General features: G+C 46.4%; 15 protein-coding genes and 1 riboswitch. Of the genes, 7 read left to right on the top strand and 8 right to left on the bottom strand.

All coding sequences use genetic code 11. The features are described 5' to 3' along the window. Positions 1 to 90: 90 nt before the first annotated feature. Positions 91 to 3567, bottom strand: a complete 3477-nt coding sequence (recC, locus tag vsple_RS03350) for an exodeoxyribonuclease V subunit gamma (protein WP_261882672.1) — start codon at positions 3565 to 3567, stop codon at positions 91 to 93. A 412-nt stretch (positions 3568 to 3979) separates the two neighbouring features. On the opposite strand from recC, the gene vsple_RS03345 reads away from it, so the two are divergent. From vsple_RS03345 to dapD, 5 genes are all read left to right on the top strand, one after another. After that, a complete protein-coding gene (locus vsple_RS03345; protein ID WP_261882671.1) occupies positions 3980 to 4876 on the top strand; it encodes a LysR substrate-binding domain-containing protein in 897 nt (298 codons plus the stop codon). A gap of 87 nt (positions 4877 to 4963) precedes the next feature. Continuing rightward, on the top strand, positions 4964 to 5257 hold the full coding sequence (locus vsple_RS03340) for a YebG family protein (RefSeq protein WP_032551401.1): 294 nt from the start codon (positions 4964 to 4966) through the stop codon (positions 5255 to 5257). Positions 5258 to 5412: 155 nt separating this feature from the next. Then, a riboswitch (Fluoride riboswitch) is annotated at positions 5413 to 5499 on the top strand. A gap of 179 nt (positions 5500 to 5678) precedes the next feature. After that, positions 5679 to 6371 (top strand): iron-sulfur cluster assembly scaffold protein, encoded by a 693-nt coding sequence (locus vsple_RS03335; RefSeq protein ID WP_255231302.1) that lies wholly within the window; start codon positions 5679 to 5681, stop codon positions 6369 to 6371. A 21-nt stretch (positions 6372 to 6392) separates the two neighbouring features. Then, complete coding sequence (locus vsple_RS03330; protein WP_255231303.1) at positions 6393 to 7373, top strand: GGGtGRT protein; 981 nt, start codon at positions 6393 to 6395, stop codon at positions 7371 to 7373. A 353-nt stretch (positions 7374 to 7726) separates the two neighbouring features. Beyond that, positions 7727 to 8758 (top strand): 2,3,4,5-tetrahydropyridine-2,6-dicarboxylate N-succinyltransferase, encoded by a 1032-nt coding sequence (gene dapD, locus vsple_RS03325; RefSeq protein ID WP_261882670.1) that lies wholly within the window; start codon positions 7727 to 7729, stop codon positions 8756 to 8758. 222 nt (positions 8759 to 8980) lie between these two features. On the opposite strand, the gene purL is transcribed toward dapD, so the two are convergent. Continuing rightward, entirely contained in the window at positions 8981 to 12892 is a 3912-nt protein-coding gene (gene purL / locus vsple_RS03320) for a phosphoribosylformylglycinamidine synthase (RefSeq protein WP_261882669.1), read from the bottom strand. A 307-nt stretch (positions 12893 to 13199) separates the two neighbouring features. On the opposite strand from purL, the gene mltF reads away from it, so the two are divergent. Both mltF and vsple_RS03310 read left to right on the top strand, forming a co-directional pair. Further along, entirely contained in the window at positions 13200 to 14798 is a 1599-nt protein-coding gene (gene mltF / locus vsple_RS03315; RefSeq protein WP_261882668.1) for a membrane-bound lytic murein transglycosylase MltF, read from the top strand. A gap of 344 nt (positions 14799 to 15142) precedes the next feature. Beyond that, the gene (locus tag vsple_RS03310; RefSeq protein ID WP_255231307.1) at positions 15143 to 15268 is read left to right on the top strand and encodes a hypothetical protein; all 126 of its coding nucleotides are present in this window, start codon (positions 15143 to 15145) and stop codon (positions 15266 to 15268) included. Positions 15269 to 15403: 135 nt separating this feature from the next. Here the strand turns inward: vsple_RS03310 and tadA are convergent, their stop codons facing one another. The 6 genes from tadA to vsple_RS03280 form a co-directional block, all read right to left on the bottom strand. Further along, entirely contained in the window at positions 15404 to 15937 is a 534-nt protein-coding gene (gene tadA / locus vsple_RS03305) for a tRNA adenosine(34) deaminase TadA (RefSeq protein ID WP_261882667.1), read from the bottom strand. Between the two features lie 218 nt (positions 15938 to 16155). Then, on the bottom strand, positions 16156 to 17721 hold the full coding sequence (locus tag vsple_RS03300; RefSeq protein WP_255231309.1) for an AbgT family transporter: 1566 nt from the start codon (positions 17719 to 17721) through the stop codon (positions 16156 to 16158). A gap of 295 nt (positions 17722 to 18016) precedes the next feature. Beyond that, positions 18017 to 18466, bottom strand: coding sequence for a prepilin-type N-terminal cleavage/methylation domain-containing protein (locus vsple_RS03295; protein WP_261882666.1), 450 nt, complete (start codon positions 18464 to 18466; stop codon positions 18017 to 18019). Continuing rightward, positions 18456 to 19802 carry a hypothetical protein gene (locus vsple_RS03290; protein ID WP_261882665.1) on the bottom strand — a complete coding sequence of 449 codons (1347 nt, stop codon included), beginning with the start codon at positions 19800 to 19802 and terminating at the stop codon, positions 18456 to 18458. Before vsple_RS03290 ends, vsple_RS03295 begins: the two co-directional genes overlap by 11 nt. After that, positions 19799 to 20434 (bottom strand): PilW family protein, encoded by a 636-nt coding sequence (locus vsple_RS03285; protein ID WP_261882664.1) that lies wholly within the window; start codon positions 20432 to 20434, stop codon positions 19799 to 19801. The genes vsple_RS03290 and vsple_RS03285 overlap by 4 nt, the downstream gene beginning before the upstream one ends. Further along, positions 20418 to 20966 (bottom strand): GspH/FimT family pseudopilin, encoded by a 549-nt coding sequence (locus vsple_RS03280; protein ID WP_261882663.1) that lies wholly within the window; start codon positions 20964 to 20966, stop codon positions 20418 to 20420. Before vsple_RS03280 ends, vsple_RS03285 begins: the two co-directional genes overlap by 17 nt. Positions 20967 to 21000 lie beyond the last annotated feature (34 nt).

The raw sequence follows: 21000 nt of genomic DNA, 5'->3' as shown, positions 1-21000 counted from the left end.
CGGTCTATACTCATTCTAAAATTGCAATAAGCTTCCCATATACATCGGCCTAATTGGCATGAGTTGAGCGATCTTGACGATCGCCCTAGGTTACTCCTGATCATTGGGATCAATCGCTGCAAGACGAGCTGCTTGCATCACTAGAGTAGAGTACAACCTTGCTTCCGCCGCCAATGTGTCATCCCACTTTGGCCAAATACGTGAGATGTAGCTGTCGCGTCCTTCACCCGTAAACGCGTAACTATCATTAAAGGTATCCGCCATCTTCTTCAGAGACTTCTCTTCATCATCAACCCATTTGCCTCGACTAAATCCTGCTTCAACCCCTGCCAGTGCCGTTTTAGGAAAGTATGGAAGCGGCTGGGTCATACCTTGATAGAACAGACGAACGAGCTCACCCAAAGTCTGCTTTGCAGTTTGAACATCACTCAGAGGGCTAAGCGTAAGATGCACCACGCCCTCTTTTTTGTCGTAGCCGATAATATGCGTTGTTTGCGGGTTGCCCATCACATTGCAACACAAGTGATCGATCCAAGCGGCCAGATAGTCTTGCGCGCGAATTTTACCACTGCGATAACGCACTAGGCCCGATTGATAGTTGTGCGTTAACCAACCTATCAACTTGACCGGTTTTCCTTCGCCGAGGCTGTCTATCGTAATATTGACCTCTAAATCTTCTTTAGGCGCACCAGTCACGAACTGGATCTCTTTGGCTAGCTCCTCGGCTTGCACACGATTGGTCTCAAACTCAATGTCACCAAATGCCCCAACCGGCAAACGACCTTGAGCTTTCTGTTTAGCGACAAAGTGACGAATGGCTTCATCGGGTGATTGAGGGTTATCAATCAATACTTGTAATAGCGCGTCTTTAAGTTGATAGCTCTCTAGACCATTCAACACAAACGGTTCGTCGTCTTCCATCACTGGTAACGGCGGCTCAAACACCACCTTTAAACGGCGATTAAAGAAGTATTGAACAGGTAAACGCCAAAAACGCTGTAACTCGACCAGATCAAGCTCAAGTGGGTAAGTTGCTCCGGCAAGATAATCTTCTAACGCTCGGTTAAATTCACCACTGCGCTCGCCTGCTCGATTTGCCGCAGGCAGCCACTCTCTAGCGTAGCTAAGCTGTGAATTGTCTTGGTCCGGCATGAAAGCACTCGGACTGAATGGCGTCATGGTGTGCTCAAACATCTGCGCTTGACTCAGCTTACGCCCAGATTCGTCGCTTCCCAGAGCTTCGTCGCCCTGCAAACAGTAGTTCTGCTCGCAGTATTCGATCAGCTCAGACACCAGCACTGACGGGACGCGCTCAGTGTTATCTTGAATAGAGCGACCAACATAACTGATGTACAGACTCTCTTGCGCCGATAACATCGCCTCTAAGAACAGATAACGATCATCATCACGGCGAGAACGGTCACCCGGACGAGTACGGCCATTCATTAAATCAAAGCCTTCTGGTGGCATAGAGCGCGGATACACACCATCATTCATCCCCAGCAGACATACCGTTTTGAAAGGAATCGAACGCATCGGCATCAGAGTACAGAAGTTCACTTGCCCAGCTAAAAAACGTTGGCTGATGCGTGCCCCAGAGAGTTTGTTATTCAAATACTGATAAACGATGCTTGGTGATAAATCTTGCTCATATAAAGCATCATCGAGCTGTTCGTTAAGTTGCCCTAGAGCATCGCGAATCGACTTCAATACTACTTCGCCTTCCAGCTCGACGCTGAAGAAATCATCAATCAAGTTAAGCAGAGTCTCACGCCAACGTTCAATCGATTGTGACTGATTGAGGCGCTGTCGATAATAGGCAATACGGTCAATAAAGTGCGCGAGCTTACCCGCAAGTTCTGCACTCATGCCTTGCACTTCATCGTATGCGGCAATCGATGAGTCGGCGGTTTCAAATAATCCTGCTGACTCTGACATCGCATAGCCAAGCAGCATCCGCTGGATACCGAACAGCCAAGTGTTTTGTTGAGTCTCGGGTAGATCAAACTCTGTTGCGGTACTGCCATCAACACCCCAGCGAATACCCGCCTCTTCAACCCACTGTTTAGCTTGCTCAAATTGATATTCGTCGATATCAAAACGCGCCATCATCGCTGGGATTTCAAGTAGTTCAAGCAGCTCTGAAGCAAGACAACGACTCTTAGGCAGCGCCACCAGCTGCATGAATGCAGTTAAGATTGGGCTCTCTTGATCAGCAGTACGGTCAGAGATCGAATAAGGTATATAACGCTCGCCCGGCGCATTACCGAACACCGCTTGAATCGCAGGGCTGTAGGCATTAATGTCCGCTACCATTACGATAATGTCGCGTGGTTTTAGGTTGGGATCGTTATCAAACATCGCCAATAACTGGTCGTGCAGCACTTCCACTTCACGCATCGGGCTATGACAAGCATGAACCGTTAACGAACGATCCCCAACAGCAATACTCTGCTTATGTTCACTCGAATCAAGCATGTGATCATCTTGATGCTCCTCAAGCTCCAAAATATCGGCTTGAAGCTGATGTAATAGGCTATCGCGCTCAACATCAATGAAAAATTCATGCTCTTCACACTCAGACTGGGACAATAAAAACAGATTGTCACGACCAAGTTTTCCCATCGATGCCAGTAGGCTATTACCCACCGCCTGGCTAGTATGCAGTTCATCTTCAACGTTAGCTTCTAGGCCATCTTTGAGAGGCGAAACCTCCCCTTCTAACTGAGGCGAGCCCTCGACCAAAGCAAACTGCTTACGACGCTGAGCTTCTACTCTTGCTAGATACTTTCTATCACGAATATCGCCCCAATAGTGCTGACATGGATTGGTGAACATCAAATGAACATCAATGTGTTCACCCATCGCTTTGAGGGCATCCATATAGCGTGGTGGTAGTGATGAGATACCAAATACAAACAACCGCTTCGGAAGGTGGGAAAGCTGATCTTTCTGCTGTGCGAGCGCTTCAATAAAGTCATGGTACAAGTTACCACGGTGATACTTTGATTGATCTTGGGATAGTGTTTGCTCATACAGAGCCTGCCACAAGATCGGCTGCCACGGATGCTCTTGTTGACCATCCGCGTCTTGCAACTCAGCCACAGGTTCACCCGCTTCCCAAGCCGCCATCCACTCTGGTCGATACACCAAATAACCATCAAAAATATCGGCAATTTTCTCAGCCAATTGGTACAGCTTAGAGCTATCTGTATCGTTTTCCAAATAGCGCTGCAGTGGCAAAAAATCAGGATGATCGAGCTTAGCAGGCAGAATACTCATCAGCTTCCACGTCATCGCCTCTTTGTTAAAGGCACTGCGCTTGGGAACATCAGGAAGAACCTGGGTAAACATCTCCCAGATGAAAGTAGCAGGAAGAGGAAAATCGATGTTTGCGGCAACACCAAACTCTTTTGCCAGCTCCATTTTAAGCCACTGAGACATACCCGGGCTTTGTACCAAGATCTGCTCTTTGTCGAATGGGTTAGCCAGAGGGTCACTTTTGATTAAGTGAACGAGAAGGATTTTTAAAGTATCAACTTTATTGGAATGGTAGACAGTAAACAAAGTGCACTCACGCTAATCTTGCCACAATATACTGCCAGATTAGCATAAGTACCGAGTTTGGATGAGCAATATAAGATTATGAAAACCCAAAAGCTTAAGGTCTGTTTATCTTTTGAACGACCACCCGTTATAAACGACCTTTTGCAACGCTCATTAAACGGTGTGGTTTGTAATTCATGTAGTAACGTGCGGCGACATAACCTACGCCATCCGAGTCGGCGCGCCAGTTAATCTATGTTTGAGTTGTTGAATCATATCAGCCTCTCTTCATTCCATTCACTTATCTGTGAACTCATCAGCTTGTTGAGGCCATAATACGCTTGCGGTTTGTTAAGTTATATCCAATTATATAGAACACTTGTTCAGGTTTTCTAAACATCAAACCACTCAATCACAGGCTGATAAAATTTCGATGGCTAATATATCAATTAAACAGCTCAAAGTATTTGTCACCATCACCCAACACTCGACGATGACTGCCGCAGCCGAGGCGCTATTTTTATCAAAAGCGGCTGTCAGCATGGCTTTGGGTGAAATGGAGAAACAGCTTGGGCACTCTCTGTTTGATCGCGTTAACAACCGACTGATCATCAATCAAGAGGGACAAAAATTACTTCCTCTTGCGGATGAGATACTACATCGAGCGGCTAGCATTGATGAGTTGTTCAGTGACGACCAACCTTTGAGTGGTTTATTAAAGGTTGGTGCCAGTGACACCATAGGCAATCAAGTTGCACCATTTATTCTCTCAGGATTTCGTCAGCAAACCCAACATCAAGAGCAAAGCCTATTTATCTCCAACACTGCTTTGATTTGCCAAAAGCTGGTCGATTACGAGCTCGATATTGCTCTGATCGAAGGGAAAACCTTGCACCCTGAACTGCTTGCCAATCAGTTTAGTAGCGACGAGATGTGCATTGTTGCCAGCCCCAATCACCCATTGACCTCGTTAGATATCGTGCCATTGCGCGATCTTGAGAGCAGTCACTGGATACTGCGAGAATCTGGCTCTGGTACTCGAGAGTTCTTTTTACGTACGGTGGCACCGCGTCTTGAGCATTGGTATGAATCATTCGAACTCAATACCACAGAAGCGATCATCAACTCGGTATCCGCTGGATTAGGCTTGGCTTGCCTTTCTAAGCTTGCTGCAGAGCCTGCAATCAAAGATGGTCGAGTCAAAACATTGAATGTGCCACTGGATATGAAGCGTCGATTTTGGATGCTAGTTCATAAAGACAAATATCAGAGTCCACTTCTCAAGTCCTTCACGAGTTATTGTGAAGAGTGGGCGGCACATCAAGATTGATACTTCTATCAAGGTTGGCAACTGGACTTTTAGTCACTAAAACTGTATAAAAAGCCAGTAAAATTTATCAAACTTAGAGGATTAACCATGGCTGTTATCGTCAAGTACGTGGTGGAACGCAACGGAGAAGAGAAAATGACTTTTACCTCTAAAGCCGAAGCTGACGCATACGACAAAATGCTGGATATGGCTGATGAGCTTTTTGAACTTTTAGGCAAAAGTGAACTAGTAGAAGATGAAGGCAAGCAAGAAGAGCTTGCGATGTACCTTGCGAAGAACAAAGAAGAAGTTCTTTATGCTCTTGGTGCCAAGCGCAAACCAGCGCCTAAGAAAGCTAAAAAGCTTGAAGCGGTTGAAGACGCGGAAGAAGACGCAGCATAACTCGCTGATACCTCTCCTAAAAACGCCAATGACAACTCTGAATAGAGTATGTAGTTGGCGTTTTTTATATCTATCGAAATATAATGAAGCGAGTTTATAGTTAACATTGCTCTAAACATTCCCTTGCAAGAAAGTGTGATTGAGATCTAATCTATTCGCCATCAGGTGATGGGGTTCCACCTAAGCTTTCTAGCTTCAACCGCCCGTTCATATCGAACCGTGCTAATGACTCCTACAGAATCGAAAACAGGTAAGCCTGTTGGTAGTATCGTTATACCCACCATTTTACGAGCGTTGTTTGCTCTTTTTTCTTGGTGTCACGATACGTAAGATCTGTAGTGAAATTAGTCACACCTCTTCCAACATGTCCTGTTTTCTCAACGTTCGAGGTCTTCATCGACTTTATAAGTGAGAAAACACTATGCAATACTCATCTGAAATCCAAAATATGTGTCCGATTCAACGTGGCGATCTTCATGCATCTGCCCCTATTCCCGTTGAAGGCGCGATGGTCAGCCCGAAAGACGTGATTGCTATCTCTGGTTTAAGTCACGGTGTAGGAGCTTGTGCTCCACAACAAGGCGCCGCCAAACTAACCCTCAACGTCAAAAATGGCATCATTGAAGAAGCGTTAATTGAAACCATCGGTTGTTCAGGCATGACTCAATCGGCTGCGATGGCCGCTGAAATCCTGACAGGAAAAACCATCCTTGAAGCGCTTAATACTGACTTAGTATGCGATGCAATCAACGTCGCGATGCGCGAAATCTTTCTTCAGTTTGTCTATGGTCGAACTCAATCGGCATTCTCTGAGGGCGGCCTCGAAATTGGCGCTGCATTGGAAGATTTAGGACAAACACAACGCAGCCAAGTCGGCACCAGTTACTCGACAGCCGCGAAAGGGGTGCGATATATGGAGCTCGCAGAAGGCTACGTGACTCAGCTTGCGTTGGACGAACACAGCGAAGTGATCGGTTATCAATACCTCAACCTTGGCAAAATGATGAAAGCCATGAATCAAGGTACACCAGCTGCTGAAGCCGCTGAGCTTGCCACTGGCACCTATGGCCGCTTCGATGAAGCCGCGAAAACCATCAATCCACGCCAACACTAATCGCCAAAGAGGAACCTGACTATGAACACACTAAATAATCCATCAGTAACTCGTGTATTGGCTGAAATGAACTTAGAGTCTCTCGACCAAGCCTACCAATACTGTTTAGAGCATGATGTTGACCCGAAAGCATTGGTGATGGACACCCAACCTATTGCGTTCGACAGCGCCAGTGAAGCCTACACACTAGGTACGGCACTAGCACTTTATCGTAAAGCTGAGACCGCAGAACAAGCCGCAAATATTATTGGTGAAGCGCTCCAAGCCTATACCAAGGCAGGTAGTGTTGCAGAGCAACGCCAAGTCGGTATTGGTCATGGAGCATTGGCGGCGCGTTTGCTAAATGAAGAGAGTGGCTGTTTCGCCTTTTTAGCGGGTCATGAATCTTTTGCTGCCGCCGAAGGCGCAATCAAAATTGCACTCAACGTCAACAAATCTCGCACTAAACCACTCAAAGTGATCCTAAATGGTTTGGGAAAAGATGCCGCTTATCTAATCTCTCGTATCAATGGTTTTACCTACGTGCGTACTCAGTTTGACTACCAAACAGGTGAGCTAATTGAAACCGAGCGCCGCCGTTTCTCACAAGGCCCTCGCGGAGAGATCCTATGTTATGGTGCCGATGATGTTCGTGAAGGGGTTGCTATCATGCATCGTGAACAAGTGGATGTCAGTATTACGGGTAACTCAACCAACCCTACGCGCTTCCAACACCCCGTTGCGGGAATCTACAAGGCTGAACGTACTCGCCAAGGTTTACCTTACTTCTCAGTCGCTTCAGGCGGTGGTACAGGTCGAACTTTACACCCAGATAACGTGGCCGCAGGCCCTGCTTCATACGGCATGACAGATACCATGGGTAGAATGCACGCCGACGCACAGTTTGCAGGCAGCTCTTCTGTTCCAGCTCACGTGGCTATGATGGGGTTCATCGGCATGGGTAACAACCCTATGGTAGGAGCGACGGTGGCGCTGGCGGTAGCCGTGAGCCAAGCAGCCTAAGCCTAGCCTTCACAACAGAGATAAAAACAACAATAACGTGAAACAGATAGCCAGCGATTATGCTGGCTATTTTTTGTTCTCGGTATGGTCAAGTGTGTTTGGTGAACGCTTGGTTGAAGGTCGTTTGTAGACATAAAACGGCTCAAGTTTCACTTTATCTGGTTGCAGAAATATATCTCTTAAAAGACAAGCAATATCATTTTACAGACTTTCTCCCCATGCGCCCTTTCATAACGAGGGCGCTCTCTTTATGATAAACGCAATTAAATTAACGTTTGCTACCCAAGCTGCTCACCACACGAACAGCAAATGAAGATATAGCAAAATCAAGACTCAACACATGGAGATTCAACATGGCTTACTTTTCACTGGCCTTTGGTACGGCAACCAAAAACCGCGACAATAAAATCATTGAAGCGTTCTTCCCTAACCCACTTCTAAACCCAAGCGACGCGCTTGTAGCCGCTGTTGCTGAAGTTGCAGGTTACACTGAAGGCAACCAAGCTATCGAAATCTCTGCTGCACAAAGCGCAGAACTGGCGAAAGCATTCGCAGCAAACGACGATTCTGCAAACGCATCTTTCGCAGAAAAAGCAGCAGCATCTGAGCAACCACTGGTTGTTGTTGTTCTTGCTACAGACGAGAAACCAGCTTCAGTTGCTGAAGGCTTCCTTAAGCTACAACTTATCTCTAACCGCCTAGTGCAACCACACGGCACGGTACTAGATGGCATCTTTGGTCTACTGCACAACATCGCATGGACAAACGAAGGCCCAATCGATCTTCCTGAGCTAGCAGATCGCCAAATCGAAGCTCGCCTAGCAGGTCGTGCTCTGTCTGTAGATTGCGTAGACAAATTCCCGAAAATGGTGGATTACGTAGTACCAGCAGGCGTTCGTATCGCTGATACGTCTCGCGTTCGTCTAGGTGCACATGTAGGTGAAGGCACTACCGTTATGCACGAAGGCTTCATCAACTTCAATGCAGGTACGACTGGCGTGAGCATGGTTGAAGGTCGTATCTCTGCAGGTGTTGTTGTTGGTAACGGTTCTGACATCGGCGGCGGCGCTTCTATCATGGGTACGCTATCTGGTGGCGGTACGGTTGTCGTTTCTATCGGTGAAAACTCACTGCTTGGCGCAAACGCGGGTCTTGGTTTCCCACTAGGTGACCGTTGTACGGTCGAGTCTGGTCTGTATGTAACTGCTGGCTCTAAAGTACGTATGCTTGACTCTTCTGGCCAAGAAGTTGAAGTGGTTAAAGCTCGTGACCTAGCTGGCGTTTCTGACCTACTATTCCGTCGCAACTCAGTGACTGGTCAAATCGAATGTCTTGCTAACAAATCAGCGGTTGAACTAAACAGCGAGCTGCACAGCAACAACTAATCTAAACACTAGTCGCTAAAAAACACTAAGCCGCTGGAATTAAACTCCAGCGGCTTTTCTTTTATCTTTAGAAAATGGACAACGTTATGCTTTCTCAGCGGCCGATACCAGTCACAGTTTATATTAAAAAAGCGCAGGCCTTTCGACCTGCGCTTTAAACTTTTTCCCGTGAACTTAGCTAGTGTGCAATACCAACCAAGATGTGTATTAAACTACGTCAGATTAACCTAGATTCTTACGTGCGTTTTGGAACATACGCATCCAAGCACCGTTCTCACCCCAACCTTCTGGAGACCATGAGTTCGCTACTGTACGGAATACACGCTCTGGGTGCGGCATCATGATAGTAACGCGGCCATCTTGAGTCGTTAGACCTGTGATTGCGTTTGGTGAACCGTTCGGGTTGTTCGGGTATTGCTGAGTCGCATTGCCGTGGTTATCCACGTAACGAACTGCAACCGTACCTGATGCTTCAATCGCCGCTAGGTGTTCAGCATCACGCACTTCTACGCGACCTTCACCGTGAGACACTGCGATTGGCATACGAGAACCCGCCATGCCGTCGAAGAATACTGAATCAGATTTCTGAACTTCTACTAGGCTGAAGCGAGCTTCAAAACGCTCAGACTCGTTACGAACGAAGCGTGGCCATAGGTCTGCACCTGGGATTAGCTCTTTCAGGTTTGATAGCATCTGACAGCCGTTACATACACCTAGAGAGAAGGTATCTTCACGCTGGAAGAAGCCTTCAAACTGGTTACGAGCTTGCTCGTTGAACAGGATAGATTTCGCCCAACCTTCACCCGCACCAAGTACGTCACCGTAAGAGAAGCCACCACAAGCGACAAGGCCTTGGTATTCTTCTAGCACTGCTTGACCCGTTAGGATGTCGCTCATGTGAATATCTGTTGCTTCAAAACCTGCACGGTCGAACGCTGCTGCCATCTCAACGTGAGAGTTAACACCTTGCTCACGCAGAATTGCCATCTTAGGTTTAGCGCCAGTGTTGATAAACGGTGCTGCAATGTCTTCGTTCACATCGAAGCTTAGCTTAACGTTCAGACCTGGGTCCGAGTTGTCTTTCTTCGCTTCGTGCTCTTGGTCAGCACATGCTGGGTTGTCACGTAGACCTTGCATCTTATGCGTTGTCTCAGCCCAGATAGTACGTAGTTCAGTACGGTTACGCTCAAGAACGACCGACTCACCAGAAGTGATCACTAGCTCATCAGATGCTTCTACAGAACCAATTACGTGTGAACATGCTTCAAGGCCGTTCGCTGCTAGCGTTGAAAGTACAGAATCTAGGTCATCATTCCTAACCTGAAGTACTGCACCTAGCTCTTCGTTGAATAGTGCTGCTAGTGCGTCTTCGCCCTTCTCTTCTGAATAAAGGTCAGCGATGTCAGCTTTAACGCCACAGTGACCGGCGAATGCCATCTCAGCAAGAGTAACGAATAGACCTCCATCGCCCTTATCGTGGTAAGCCACTACTTGGTCGTTCGCGACAAGAGTTTGAACGCCTTCGTAGAAACCTTTTAGCTGTGCTGCGTTATCTACGTCTGCTGGCTTATCACCAAGCTGCTTGTAAACCTGTGCTAGAGCCGTTGCACCTAGACGGTTTTGACCGTTACCTAGGTCGATTAGAACAAGGCTAGTATTGCCTTTATCTGTACGAAGCTGAGGTGTGATTGTCTTACGTACATCTTCAACACGAGCAAATGCAGTGATGATTAGAGATAGCGGAGACGTTACTTCTTTCTGCTCGCCATTCTCTTCCCACTTCGTCTTCATCGACATTGAGTCTTTACCAACTGGGATAGTTAGGCCAAGAGCTGGACATAGCTCTTCACCCACAGCTTTCACCGCTTCGTAAAGACCTGCATCTTCACCTGGGTGACCTGCTGGAGACATCCAGTTCGCAGACAGTTTAATGTGTTTGATATCACCAATGTTTGTCGCTGCAATGTTCGTGATTGCTTCACCAACCGCTAGACGAGCTGAAGCACCGAAATCTAGTAGAGCAACTGGTGTACGCTCACCCATCGACATTGCTTCGCCGTGGTAAGTGTCGTAGCTTGCTGCGGTTACCGCGCAGTTTGCTACTGGAACCTGCCACGGGCCAACCATTTGGTCACGCGCAACAAGACCAGTCACCGTGCGGTCACCGATAGTGATTAGGAATGTTTTTTCTGCAACCGTTGGAAGACGTAGAACACGATCCACGGCTTCGTTTAGCTCGATACCGTCACGGTTAATCGCTGGGTTGTTCGCTTTTAGCGTTTTCGCATCACGGTGCATCTTAGGTGTCTTACCTAAAAGCACATCCATTGGCATGTCGATTGGCGTGTTCTCGAAATGTGAATCTTCAAGTTTAAGCTCACGCTCTTCTGTTGCGATACCAACAACTGCGTATGGTGCACGTTCACGCTTACAGATCGCATCGAATACTTCCATGTTCTCTGGCGCAACTGCCATTACGTAACGCTCTTGAGATTCGTTACACCAGATCTCAAGTGGGCTCATGCCTGGTTCGTCGTTTGGTACATCACGCAGTTGGAAGATACCACCACGTTCGCCATCGTCTACCAGCTCTGGAAGTGCGTTCGAGATACCGCCCGCGCCCACATCGTGGATGAACGCAATTGGGTTAGCATCACCAAGTTGCCAACAACGGTCGATCACTTCCTGACAGCGGCGTTCCATCTCTGGGTTTTCACGCTGTACTGAAGCGAAATCTAGGTCTTCTGCTGATTGACCAGATGCCATTGAAGAAGCTGCACCACCGCCAAGGCCGATGTTCATTGCAGGACCACCAAGTACGATTAGGCTTGCACCTACTGGGATCTCTTTCTTCTGAACGTGCTCGTCACGAATATTACCCATACCACCAGCAATCATGATTGGCTTGTGGTAACCACGAACCTCTTCACCTGCGTGTGAGTTAACTTTTTCTTCGTAAGTACGGAAGTAACCAAGTAGGTTTGGACGACCAAATTCGTTGTTGAACGCCGCGCCACCAAGTGGGCCTTCTAGCATGATATCTAAAGCGTTAACGATGCGACCCGGCTTACCGAAATCTGTTTCCCATGGCTGTTCAAAACCAGGAATACGTAAGTTAGAGGTTGTAAAACCAACTAGACCCGCTTTTGGCTTACCACCGATACCAGTCGCACCTTCATCACGGATTTCACCACCTGAACCTGTAGAAGCGCCCGGCCAAGGAGAGATCGCCGTTGGGTGGTTGTGCGTTTCCACCTTCATTAGGATGTGTGCTTTCTCTTGGTTGTAACCGTACTGGCGAGTTTCTGGGTTCGGGAAGAATCGACCTACATCTGAACCCACCATAACTGCTGCGTTATCTTTGTATGCAGACAGCACGTTTTCTGGCGTGGTTTCGAATGTGTTTTTGATCATCTTAAACAGAGACTTCTCTTGCTTAACGCCGTCGATAGTCCAGTCTGCGTTGAAGATCTTGTGACGACAGTGCTCTGAGTTCGCCTGTGCAAACATCATTAGTTCGATGTCGGTTGGGTTACGATCTAGCTTGTTTACGAACGCATCGTAAAGGTACTCGATTTCATCGTCCGCAAGTGCAAGGCCTAAGGTAACGTTTGCGTTCTCAAGCGCAGCACGACCGCCTTTTAACAGGTCTACGTCTGCTACCGGAGCAGGCTCTGCCACTTGGAAAAGTGCCGTTGCAGATTCGAAATCAGTGAAGATAACTTCCATCATACGATCGTGCAGGATCGCTTTAAGCTCAACCAGTTGTAGCTCAGAAAGTTCTACCGATGATTCGATATAGTAAGCGGTACCGCGCTCAAGACGTGCGATCTTATCTAGACCACAGTTGTTTGCGATATCCGTCGATTTTGAAGACCAAGGCGAAATGGTGCCTGGGCGAGGAGTTGCTAATAGAAGAAGACCTTGCGGTTCATGCTCTTCAATCGTCGGGCCATAAGTCAGAAGTTTTTCTAGTTTCTCAACTTCTTGATCATTTAGGTCTGCTGTTAGATCGGCAAAGTGCGCAAATTCAGCGTAGATGCCTGTAACAGGTAAGCCAAGTTCACGACAAAGCTCTAAAAGCTTGTTAACACGAAATTCAGATAGAGCTGGGGAGCCACGAAAAATTCTCATGTGCTTAGGTCTCTTATGCAATTGATTAAGGTGATATTGGTATAAATTCAGTGGGTTTTAGGAGTAACCTAACTGTTTTCTTCGAACTTATGCCGATTCCACCTCTCTGTTGCGGGCGCATTATATAGCAATTGTTTTTGTGACGTAACCAAAAAAGCAACCGTTTGCGTCATTTTTTTCATGTTTCTTGGCAATTGTTACTTTTGCTGCATTTCTGGCCACTTTTACCGCTGTTTACCTAAAGTCACTTTGCCGAGAGTAAACGGTTTGATATAAAGGGACGTTACTTTTTTGAGATTTCATTTTGATGCATACACTTACACGCATTTTTTCATCCAAACTTCTTCTCGTCGCAATCACCATTACCGGTTTAGCGGGATGCCAAATTGAGTCGGAACCGAAAAGCGACTTGGAGCAGATCCGAGAGCGCGGCGTGTTAAGGGTCGGAACTCTCAATAACCAACTCTCATACTATATCGGCCCAGACGGCCCTGCTGGTTTGGATTATGAATTAGCTCGAGAGTTTGCCGAGCAGCTCGGCGTACAATTAGAGATGAAACCTGCATACCGTTTGTCAGGCTTATTCCCTGCCTTACAAAAAGGTGAAATAGACCTTATCGCAACAGGTTTGGCCCAGAACAATGAGCACACCCGCGGCTACCGTGCTGCGCCAGCTTATTATTACGTAAGCCAACAAGTAGTTTACAAGAAAGGTCAATGGCGCCCGCGTAATCTAGAACAACTGATTGAGTTTGAGAACCAACGCCAAGCGAAATTCATAGAGCAACAGAACAGAGAGCAGAATGAAGAAAGCAGCGAGCTAACAACTATCGATGACAGATTAGTTCCTGCCCTTGTAGTGATTAAAGAATCTCACTTTGAACCGACTCTAAATCAACTTCAGCAATCTAACCCAGACTTTATTTACGAGTCGGTTGGCAATGCAGACATTAATGATCTTTTGAGACAAGTGTCTAAGGGCGAACTGCGCTTTACCGTTGCAGACTCCATTGAACTATCGCTGGCACAGCGCCTCTATCCAGATCTCGCGCTTGCATTCGAGCTAACGGAAGATCAACCTATCTCTTGGTACTTAAAAAAATCGGAAGATGAGAGCCTTTATGCGCTGCTGATTGAGTTCTTCGGCAACCTTAAACAGTCTGGTGAGCTAGCAACGCTGGAAGAGAAATACATCGGTCACATCGGAAGTTTCGATTACGTGGATACTCGCGCTTTTATTCGTGCACTGGACAGCAAGCTACCGAAATGGTCACCACTATTCCAAGAGTACTCGCAAGAGTTTGACTGGCGCTTGATTGCAGCCCTTGCATATCAAGAGTCGCACTGGAACCCAGTCGCAAAATCTCCAACAGGGGTGCGAGGCATGATGATGTTAACCCTTCCGACGGCGAAGAGTGTGGGTGTAACGAACCGTTTGGATCCAAAACAGTCGGTGCAAGGTGGTGTGGAATACCTACGTCGTATCGTCAATAGAATCCCTGACTCCATCACACAACATGAGAAGATCTGGTTTGCTCTTGCTTCCTATAACGTTGGCTATGGACATATGATGGATGCGCGTCGATTAACCAAAGCACAGGGTGGCGATCCGGACTCTTGGAGTGACGTAAAAGACAGACTGCCTCTACTAAGACAGAAGAAGTACTATAGCCAAACGCGCTACGGTTATGCTCGTGGTGACGAAGCCAAAAACTATGTAGAGAATATTCGTCGTTACTACCAAAGTATCATCGGCCACGTAAACCAACGCACTGAGGAAGCACTGGAAGAGAGTATGGAAGACCTTATCGTGATTCCACCGCTCGCCATCTCAGAAGCAGAGTCAAGTATCAGTGATGCAGCCTCAACCGACGAGTTGAGCGACGAAGATCAGAGCGAAGAGTAGAACGCCGCTCACCTTCAACCGAGCGTCACATTGATCGGTGATTCTATTTATAAGGGAAGTGTTTGTTATCTCATTTGGTGAAAATACAAACACTTTCCCATTCAGTCTGTCAGTCCAATCACTCAACCCGATTTTGCTACTTGAAAAGCTTCTTTGATTACCATACATATGAGGAGTAACTGGTATCACTTGTCATTAATTTGCAACAAAACTGACCTATAAGGTGAGTGTCGTTGAAGTGACGCCGTAAACCAACGTACTCAACAATTTCGTAATGGGTATATTCAACTTAACTTAAGCTGTTTAATAGAGCTGATATTGATAGTGGGAGGCTGTTAAACAAGATGAAACGTAAGTTACGCTCTAAACGCCTTTATAAAACCGTCGCGGCTAACCGTCGTAAGCGCATGCTAGCCAACAACAAAAAGAAGATCATCTGGCGAAACCGAGCTTTCGTACAGATGCTTTAAACCGAAAAACATCATCAGCAAGCATCTAATTCAATCTCGAAATATCACTCTGACACCTCAATTCGAACAGTATTAGATGTTTGCTAGAATCGAAAGCTGCTGATTAGATCTACCTAAAAACCACGCGCCGTTAAACTAGCTCCCTTCTTGATCGTCTTTTGCTTGCGCTAACTTCTGTTGCTGCTTTTTCTCTTTAATCTCTTTACGACGCCTTTTGAAAAACGCCTGTAGTTGAGAGCGGCACTCCTCTTCCAACAAGCCATGTTCTACATCCGCATAATGGTAAGACGCTTGGCTATCAAAAAGATTCAATACCGTGCCAGCGGCTCCCGCTTTCAAGTCTGGCGCGCCAAAGACAACGCGCTTCACTCGGCTGTGCAGAAGAGCCCCAGCGCACATTGGGCATGGCTCTAACGTCACATACAAGGTGGTATCGAGAAGACGGTAGTTCTCTAATGTTTGACCCGCCTTACGCAAAGTTTCAATCTCAGCATGCGCGGTCGCATCATGGCTACCAATCGAACGGTTCCACCCTTCCGAGATGATTTCACCATCTTTTACCAAGACCGCTCCAACGGGCACTTCACCCTCAAGTTCAGCTTGATGTGCTAACTCCATAGCTCGGCGCATAAAGGCTTCATCTTGCGATGTAAATTGATGGTCAGACAAAAGAAACTCCCTAAAAGCGAAAAAGGTAAGCGCAGAGCATACCTTTATTTGATGATCATCGAAATGGAATTGTCAGATTTGAGCACTGACTGCTATTGAGATGGCTTTCGAGAGTCTGATTAAAAGCTGAGTACCTTTATCGGGATATCAAAAGCATTGCGAAAAAAAGCCCGCACTTATCGGTGCGGGCTTAGGAATCAATAAAGCTTAATTCATACTTACATAGTGTAAGTGTATGGTGCTTGAATACCTAGCGGGATACCTAGCGCCCAGTAACCCAGTAGGAAGATTGTCCAACCAATTAGCATTGCAATTGAGTACGGCATCATCATTGATGCTAACGAACCAATACCTGAGCTCTTCACATAACGCTGCATGTAAACAACAACTAGAGGGAAGAACACCATCATAGGTGAAATGATGTTAGATACAGAGTCACCAACACGGTAAGCAGCCTGAGTTAATTCTGGAGAAATACCTACAGCCATTAACATTGGTACCATGATTGGACCAATCAGAGCCCATTTCGCAGATGCAGAACCCACTAGTAAGTTAACGAATGCTGTAAGTAGAACCATACCAACAATCGTCACTTCACCCGGCAGATTCATCGCTTGTAGAAGTTGTGCTCCTGACAATGCCAATAGCGTACCTAAGTTTGATTGACCAAACGCGACTAAGAACTGAGCGATGAAGAACGCCATAACCATGAAGCTTGCCATGCTCGCCATCGTTGTAGACATCGCTTTAATAATATCATCGCTCGCCTTAAACGTGCCTGCTACGCGACCATATACTACGCCAGGAATGATAAATAGTATAAAGATCAACGGAACAATAGATTGCATTACCGGCGCATCAAACGCAGTAATTACGCCTGATGGTGAACGCAGTGGTGAAGACTCAGGGATCAACGCTGCAATCAATAGCGCAACACCAGCCATCATTGCCCAACCAGCACGAGAGAATGCTTTGCTTTCTAGCTCTGTGAATGACCCCATATCCGGTGCTTCTTCTGCATCTTCATCAATTTTAGTCGTCTTTTGTAGACGTGGTTCGATGATGCGATCAGTGATGTACCAACCAATACTCACAATTAAGATGGAAGAAAGGCCCGTGAAGAAAATGTTTGAAAGGGGGTTCACGACGTATGTCGGATCAAGAATAGCTGCCGCTTCTTGTGTAAAGCCAGCTAGCAGTGGATCGATACCTGAAGGCAAGAAGTTTGCAGCAAAACCACCAGATACACCAGCGAATGCCGCTGCGATACCAGCAAGAGGGTGACGACCCGCAGCGTGGAAGATAATGGCACCTAGTGGGATAACCAGTACGTAACCGGCATCAGCTGCAGTGTGGGATACGATTGCAACCAAAATAAGCACAGGTGTAATGAACTTAGCTGGTGTAACGTTAAGCATCTTCTTAAGACCTGTGTTAATGAAGCCAGACGCTTCAGCAACACCAACACCTAACATTGCAACCAATACAATGCCTAATGGTGCAAAACCAGTAAAGTTGGTCACCATAGTTGCAAGGAAGTTTGCAAAAGACTCACCTGTCACAAGGTTTTTAACCTCAACAGCCTGACCAGAAACTGGGTGGATCAACCCAAAATCAAACTGTGATAACACAGCAGACAAGCCCCAAACTAGGAGTAATCCCCAAAAGAAAAGCAGCGCAGGATCTGGGATCTTGTTACCGGCACGTTCAATGAAGTTTAGAAAGCGATCCATACTACTGATTTTGTCAGGTGCAGGCGCTCTATTTACGGCTTGGTTACTCATGGTAACTCCATATGTGATGTTGTTTTATTTAGGCCTAATATAGTTGTGCTTAGGGCCTCTTCGTACAACACATATTCTATTCAAAGCCCCCACAAAAAGCACAAGATTCCACCTAAAATTCCATAAATGGAGACATATTTTGCAAAAACCGCATGTGGCAGCAACAATCTAAAAACAGAACAAACACCATTCCGTATACAGTTTTTTAACTAGCACGTAAACAATGTCCGAGGAGTGAAAATTATCAATATTGGAGTGGTAGAGAGAGGGTTCGGGTGAACATTTACACAGTGAATTAATCAAATTCACTGTATTTAGAAAGCATGGTTTCTAGCGTTATACTTTGCATTTTACTCATTCGATCTTGCCATGAAACAGTGACCGTAATATTACGTAGAGCACTCGACATAGCACCATTAGCGTTTACTACAGAACAACTGAGTGAGTATTCAGATCCCGATAGGCCGGATAACGGACTTGAACTATCAGCATTGAGACAATGATCCGTATGGTGAAGTTCCGAAAAGCGAATTAACCCAACCGCCCCACTGACATTGTTTGCCCGAGTCCGGTAATACTCCAATTGCCTCTCAGCAAAGTGCAGCGCTTCAACACTCTGAATCGCATAGTCGGCTTTCTGCTCAGCATAAGTCTGTAACTTAACCATCCCTAACGCCGCTACGCCCACCAACAGAAATGAGATAAGCACTTCAAATAAGCTAAAGCCGCCTTGGTTAGAAGTCATTCCAAGAGCCCTTTTTCCATTGATAGATTGAAGGTGGATCTGTCGGGTTTGCATTTGAACGATAGTAGAGATCCATATCACCCACGATAGTCGATACCCCACCCTTTACGTCAAAGATAAGCCCACCAGCAGGTAACCCTGACGCAAATTGGATTCCTACTGTTTTTTTCTCTATAGCTGGATCATGTAGTGGTTTAACAAATGGTGTAAATGCACTAGGTGTTGAAGAAGTGATAATCGACTCCCAAAAATCATCAATACGAGATTTGGTTATGCTATTGGCGTAATCCACTAGGTGATAGATCACTCCGTTGTATGTCATCGCGCCATTAAGCGCAAAAGCACCGTCATGAATCACCAATAGTTGAGCAGTATTAAGATTAGCCGCGACTGAGGCGTTAATATGACAGTTACCTTCAATCCAAAGCCCTTTTGTTTGCCCGACGGTGAAATGGCTCATGATTTCGCTACCGCAATCGGTCGGGTTGATCAGTTGAATGTGCCTAAACTTGTCCGAATCTTGCGATAGATCGATGATGTTCTGCTCTGTTTTAGGCATCCCAAAGAACGAGTAAAATAGGTCAAGATTCGGATCTGGGTTGAAGTCTTTCTTAAACGGGGTTGGGTTGTTTTTTTGGTAGTAATCGGGCGCATAGATCGAATAAGCATCCCCCGTAACGCCTTTGACGATTTCAGTTTTGTAGTCGGGATGACAAACACCGCTGAAGCCAGGAAATGGACCATCCGCGCTTGGGTCTTTCACCTCTAAACCCAATACCTGCCCAGAGTCACCATGAGTCGAGTCGTATTGATAGGTAAAAAGGTCGCCAAATGAAATACTGACACATTCATGTTCATTGCCACTGATTGGTGTCTCTGTGGCTGTTGGTTGTAAGGTTAAAGTACCTATGATCTCGATAGGCCCCGTTGATTGAATCGCCCCTGCACCAAGCAAAGAGCTATCGCGTAGGGTTTTAGTGACTCGATAGCGATCAATTGCAGCTTCGACAATATGACTACCACTTAGTGTACCATTGCGCGTAGTGATCTTTGGTTGCTGATCGTAGGGACTACACCAATCGATAAACTCCGAAGGTTGAGACGGTGGCCCAACGATGTCTGAGACTTGTTTACCCTCTTCGCGTAGATAACTAAACGTACACTCCAATCCCCCTTCCGCTTGCCAATGATCTTTACGCGCTTGGACCTCATTTTGCGCGCGCTTAATTTGATAGTAAGTGGTTTTGAAGCTGCCAAGAGAAACAATCAGTACACCAACTAAAAGAATACTGACTAATAGCAGCGTTATCGCTCCTCGTTGCTGATTGATCGTCATTGCCAATTCCTTTGTACAACTGATGTCATCACTTTCTGGCTCAGGTCCGCGTTCACTAGCGACGCCTCAAGTGTCACGTCGACCCTTTGCGAACTCGCCTGACTACTCGATAGATCTTCTACAGAAACAGAAAACGCATCTACCTGAATTTGTCTCTCGAAGAACAAGCTTTGACACATCATCGTCACGTCTCCGCTTATATTACTAAATGGCTTTTCATTGATAGCCAAAAGCTCTGTTGACTCTCCTAGGCAATAGTTGAGCTTGTTGTCTTTGAACTGATAAACAATATTACGATAAGCGGACGAGGCACTATTTTGCAGATACACAAAACCAAGGTAAGCCTCATCCGCACTGACTTGCTGGGTATAAATTGTATTTGATGCTCCAGATAACTTTAGCGATTGGCCAGCATCGGCGTTGTATCCAGCACGCCAAATCTCTTCTTTCATCATTTGAGTCGTGGAGAATAAGTTTTGTGATAGGAGTAGCTCTAGGCTTTTCTCTGAGCTAAGGCGCTGGTTAGTGATGAACACACTACCAATCGTACCGATTACAATCACACCGATTGCAGAGGCCACCATCATCTCAACCAAGGTACTACCTTGAGCAGACTTAATTGCAGATCTCATAACCATAGTGACCAATACTATTGCGCCCATCGCTGTTTGGATCGCTACTGCAAACCCGAATACGCCCGGTTGTGTTTGAGGCTTTAACCGAGAGTTCTTCAGACGGTGCATTCACCGAAGCCATAGTGACATTGCCGTTGATAAAACGCCCTCTTACTCCGTCAATAGAGATTGAATTCTGATTTAAAAAGCTGAACGATACTTTGATATCTCTATAAGCTGAGCCATCAAGATGCATTACCACGTTATCTGGAACATACGAAGCGGTAGTACTCACCACCAAATCCCACTCCCCCTCTGAATCCTCAATCGCACCTAACGCATTCGAAACCAAAAATAGAAGGTGCAATTCTTGATTACGAGCAATCGCTTCAGAACGCGCAGCAACCAAAAAGCCATGAACCTCTGGGGCGAGTCTTTGGAGTTTAGAAGAGGCAAGCAGAGAGCTAAAACTCGGGGCAGCCATAGCCAGCAGTACCGAAAGTACAACAACCGTGAACAGCAGCTCTATAAGCGTAAACCCGCGAGTCATTTCCCAAATCCCTATGTAATAGATTGCGTAACCG

This window comes from Vibrio pelagius, assembly GCF_024347575.1.
Lineage (GTDB): Bacteria > Pseudomonadota > Gammaproteobacteria > Enterobacterales > Vibrionaceae > Vibrio > Vibrio pelagius.
Note: the sequence above shows the minus strand (reverse complement) of the source record. Positions and strands in the feature narration are given on the sequence as shown.

Excerpts from the sequence above, each read along its gene's own strand:
- purL (WP_261882669.1), bottom strand. The coding sequence starts at position 12,892 with ATGAGAATTTTTCGTGGCTCCCCAGCTCTATCTGAATTTCGTGTTAAC.
- vsple_RS03300 (WP_255231309.1), bottom strand. The coding sequence starts at position 17,721 with ATGAGTAACCAAGCCGTAAATAGAGCGCCTGCACCTGACAAAATCAGT.
- vsple_RS03290 (WP_261882665.1), bottom strand. The coding sequence starts at position 19,802 with ATGACGATCAATCAGCAACGAGGAGCGATAACGCTGCTATTAGTCAGT.
- vsple_RS03330 (WP_255231303.1), top strand. The coding sequence starts at position 6,393 with ATGAACACACTAAATAATCCATCAGTAACTCGTGTATTGGCTGAAATG.
- vsple_RS03310 (WP_255231307.1), top strand. The coding sequence starts at position 15,143 with ATGAAACGTAAGTTACGCTCTAAACGCCTTTATAAAACCGTCGCGGCT.
- dapD (WP_261882670.1), top strand. The coding sequence starts at position 7,727 with ATGGCTTACTTTTCACTGGCCTTTGGTACGGCAACCAAAAACCGCGAC.
- mltF (WP_261882668.1), top strand. The coding sequence starts at position 13,200 with ATGCATACACTTACACGCATTTTTTCATCCAAACTTCTTCTCGTCGCA.
- vsple_RS03280 (WP_261882663.1), bottom strand. The coding sequence starts at position 20,966 with ATGACTCGCGGGTTTACGCTTATAGAGCTGCTGTTCACGGTTGTTGTA.
- vsple_RS03345 (WP_261882671.1), top strand. The coding sequence starts at position 3,980 with ATGGCTAATATATCAATTAAACAGCTCAAAGTATTTGTCACCATCACC.
- vsple_RS03295 (WP_261882666.1), bottom strand. The coding sequence starts at position 18,466 with ATGACTTCTAACCAAGGCGGCTTTAGCTTATTTGAAGTGCTTATCTCA.
- vsple_RS03285 (WP_261882664.1), bottom strand. The coding sequence starts at position 20,434 with ATGAGATCTGCAATTAAGTCTGCTCAAGGTAGTACCTTGGTTGAGATG.
- vsple_RS03335 (WP_255231302.1), top strand. The coding sequence starts at position 5,679 with ATGCAATACTCATCTGAAATCCAAAATATGTGTCCGATTCAACGTGGC.
- vsple_RS03340 (WP_032551401.1), top strand. The coding sequence starts at position 4,964 with ATGGCTGTTATCGTCAAGTACGTGGTGGAACGCAACGGAGAAGAGAAA.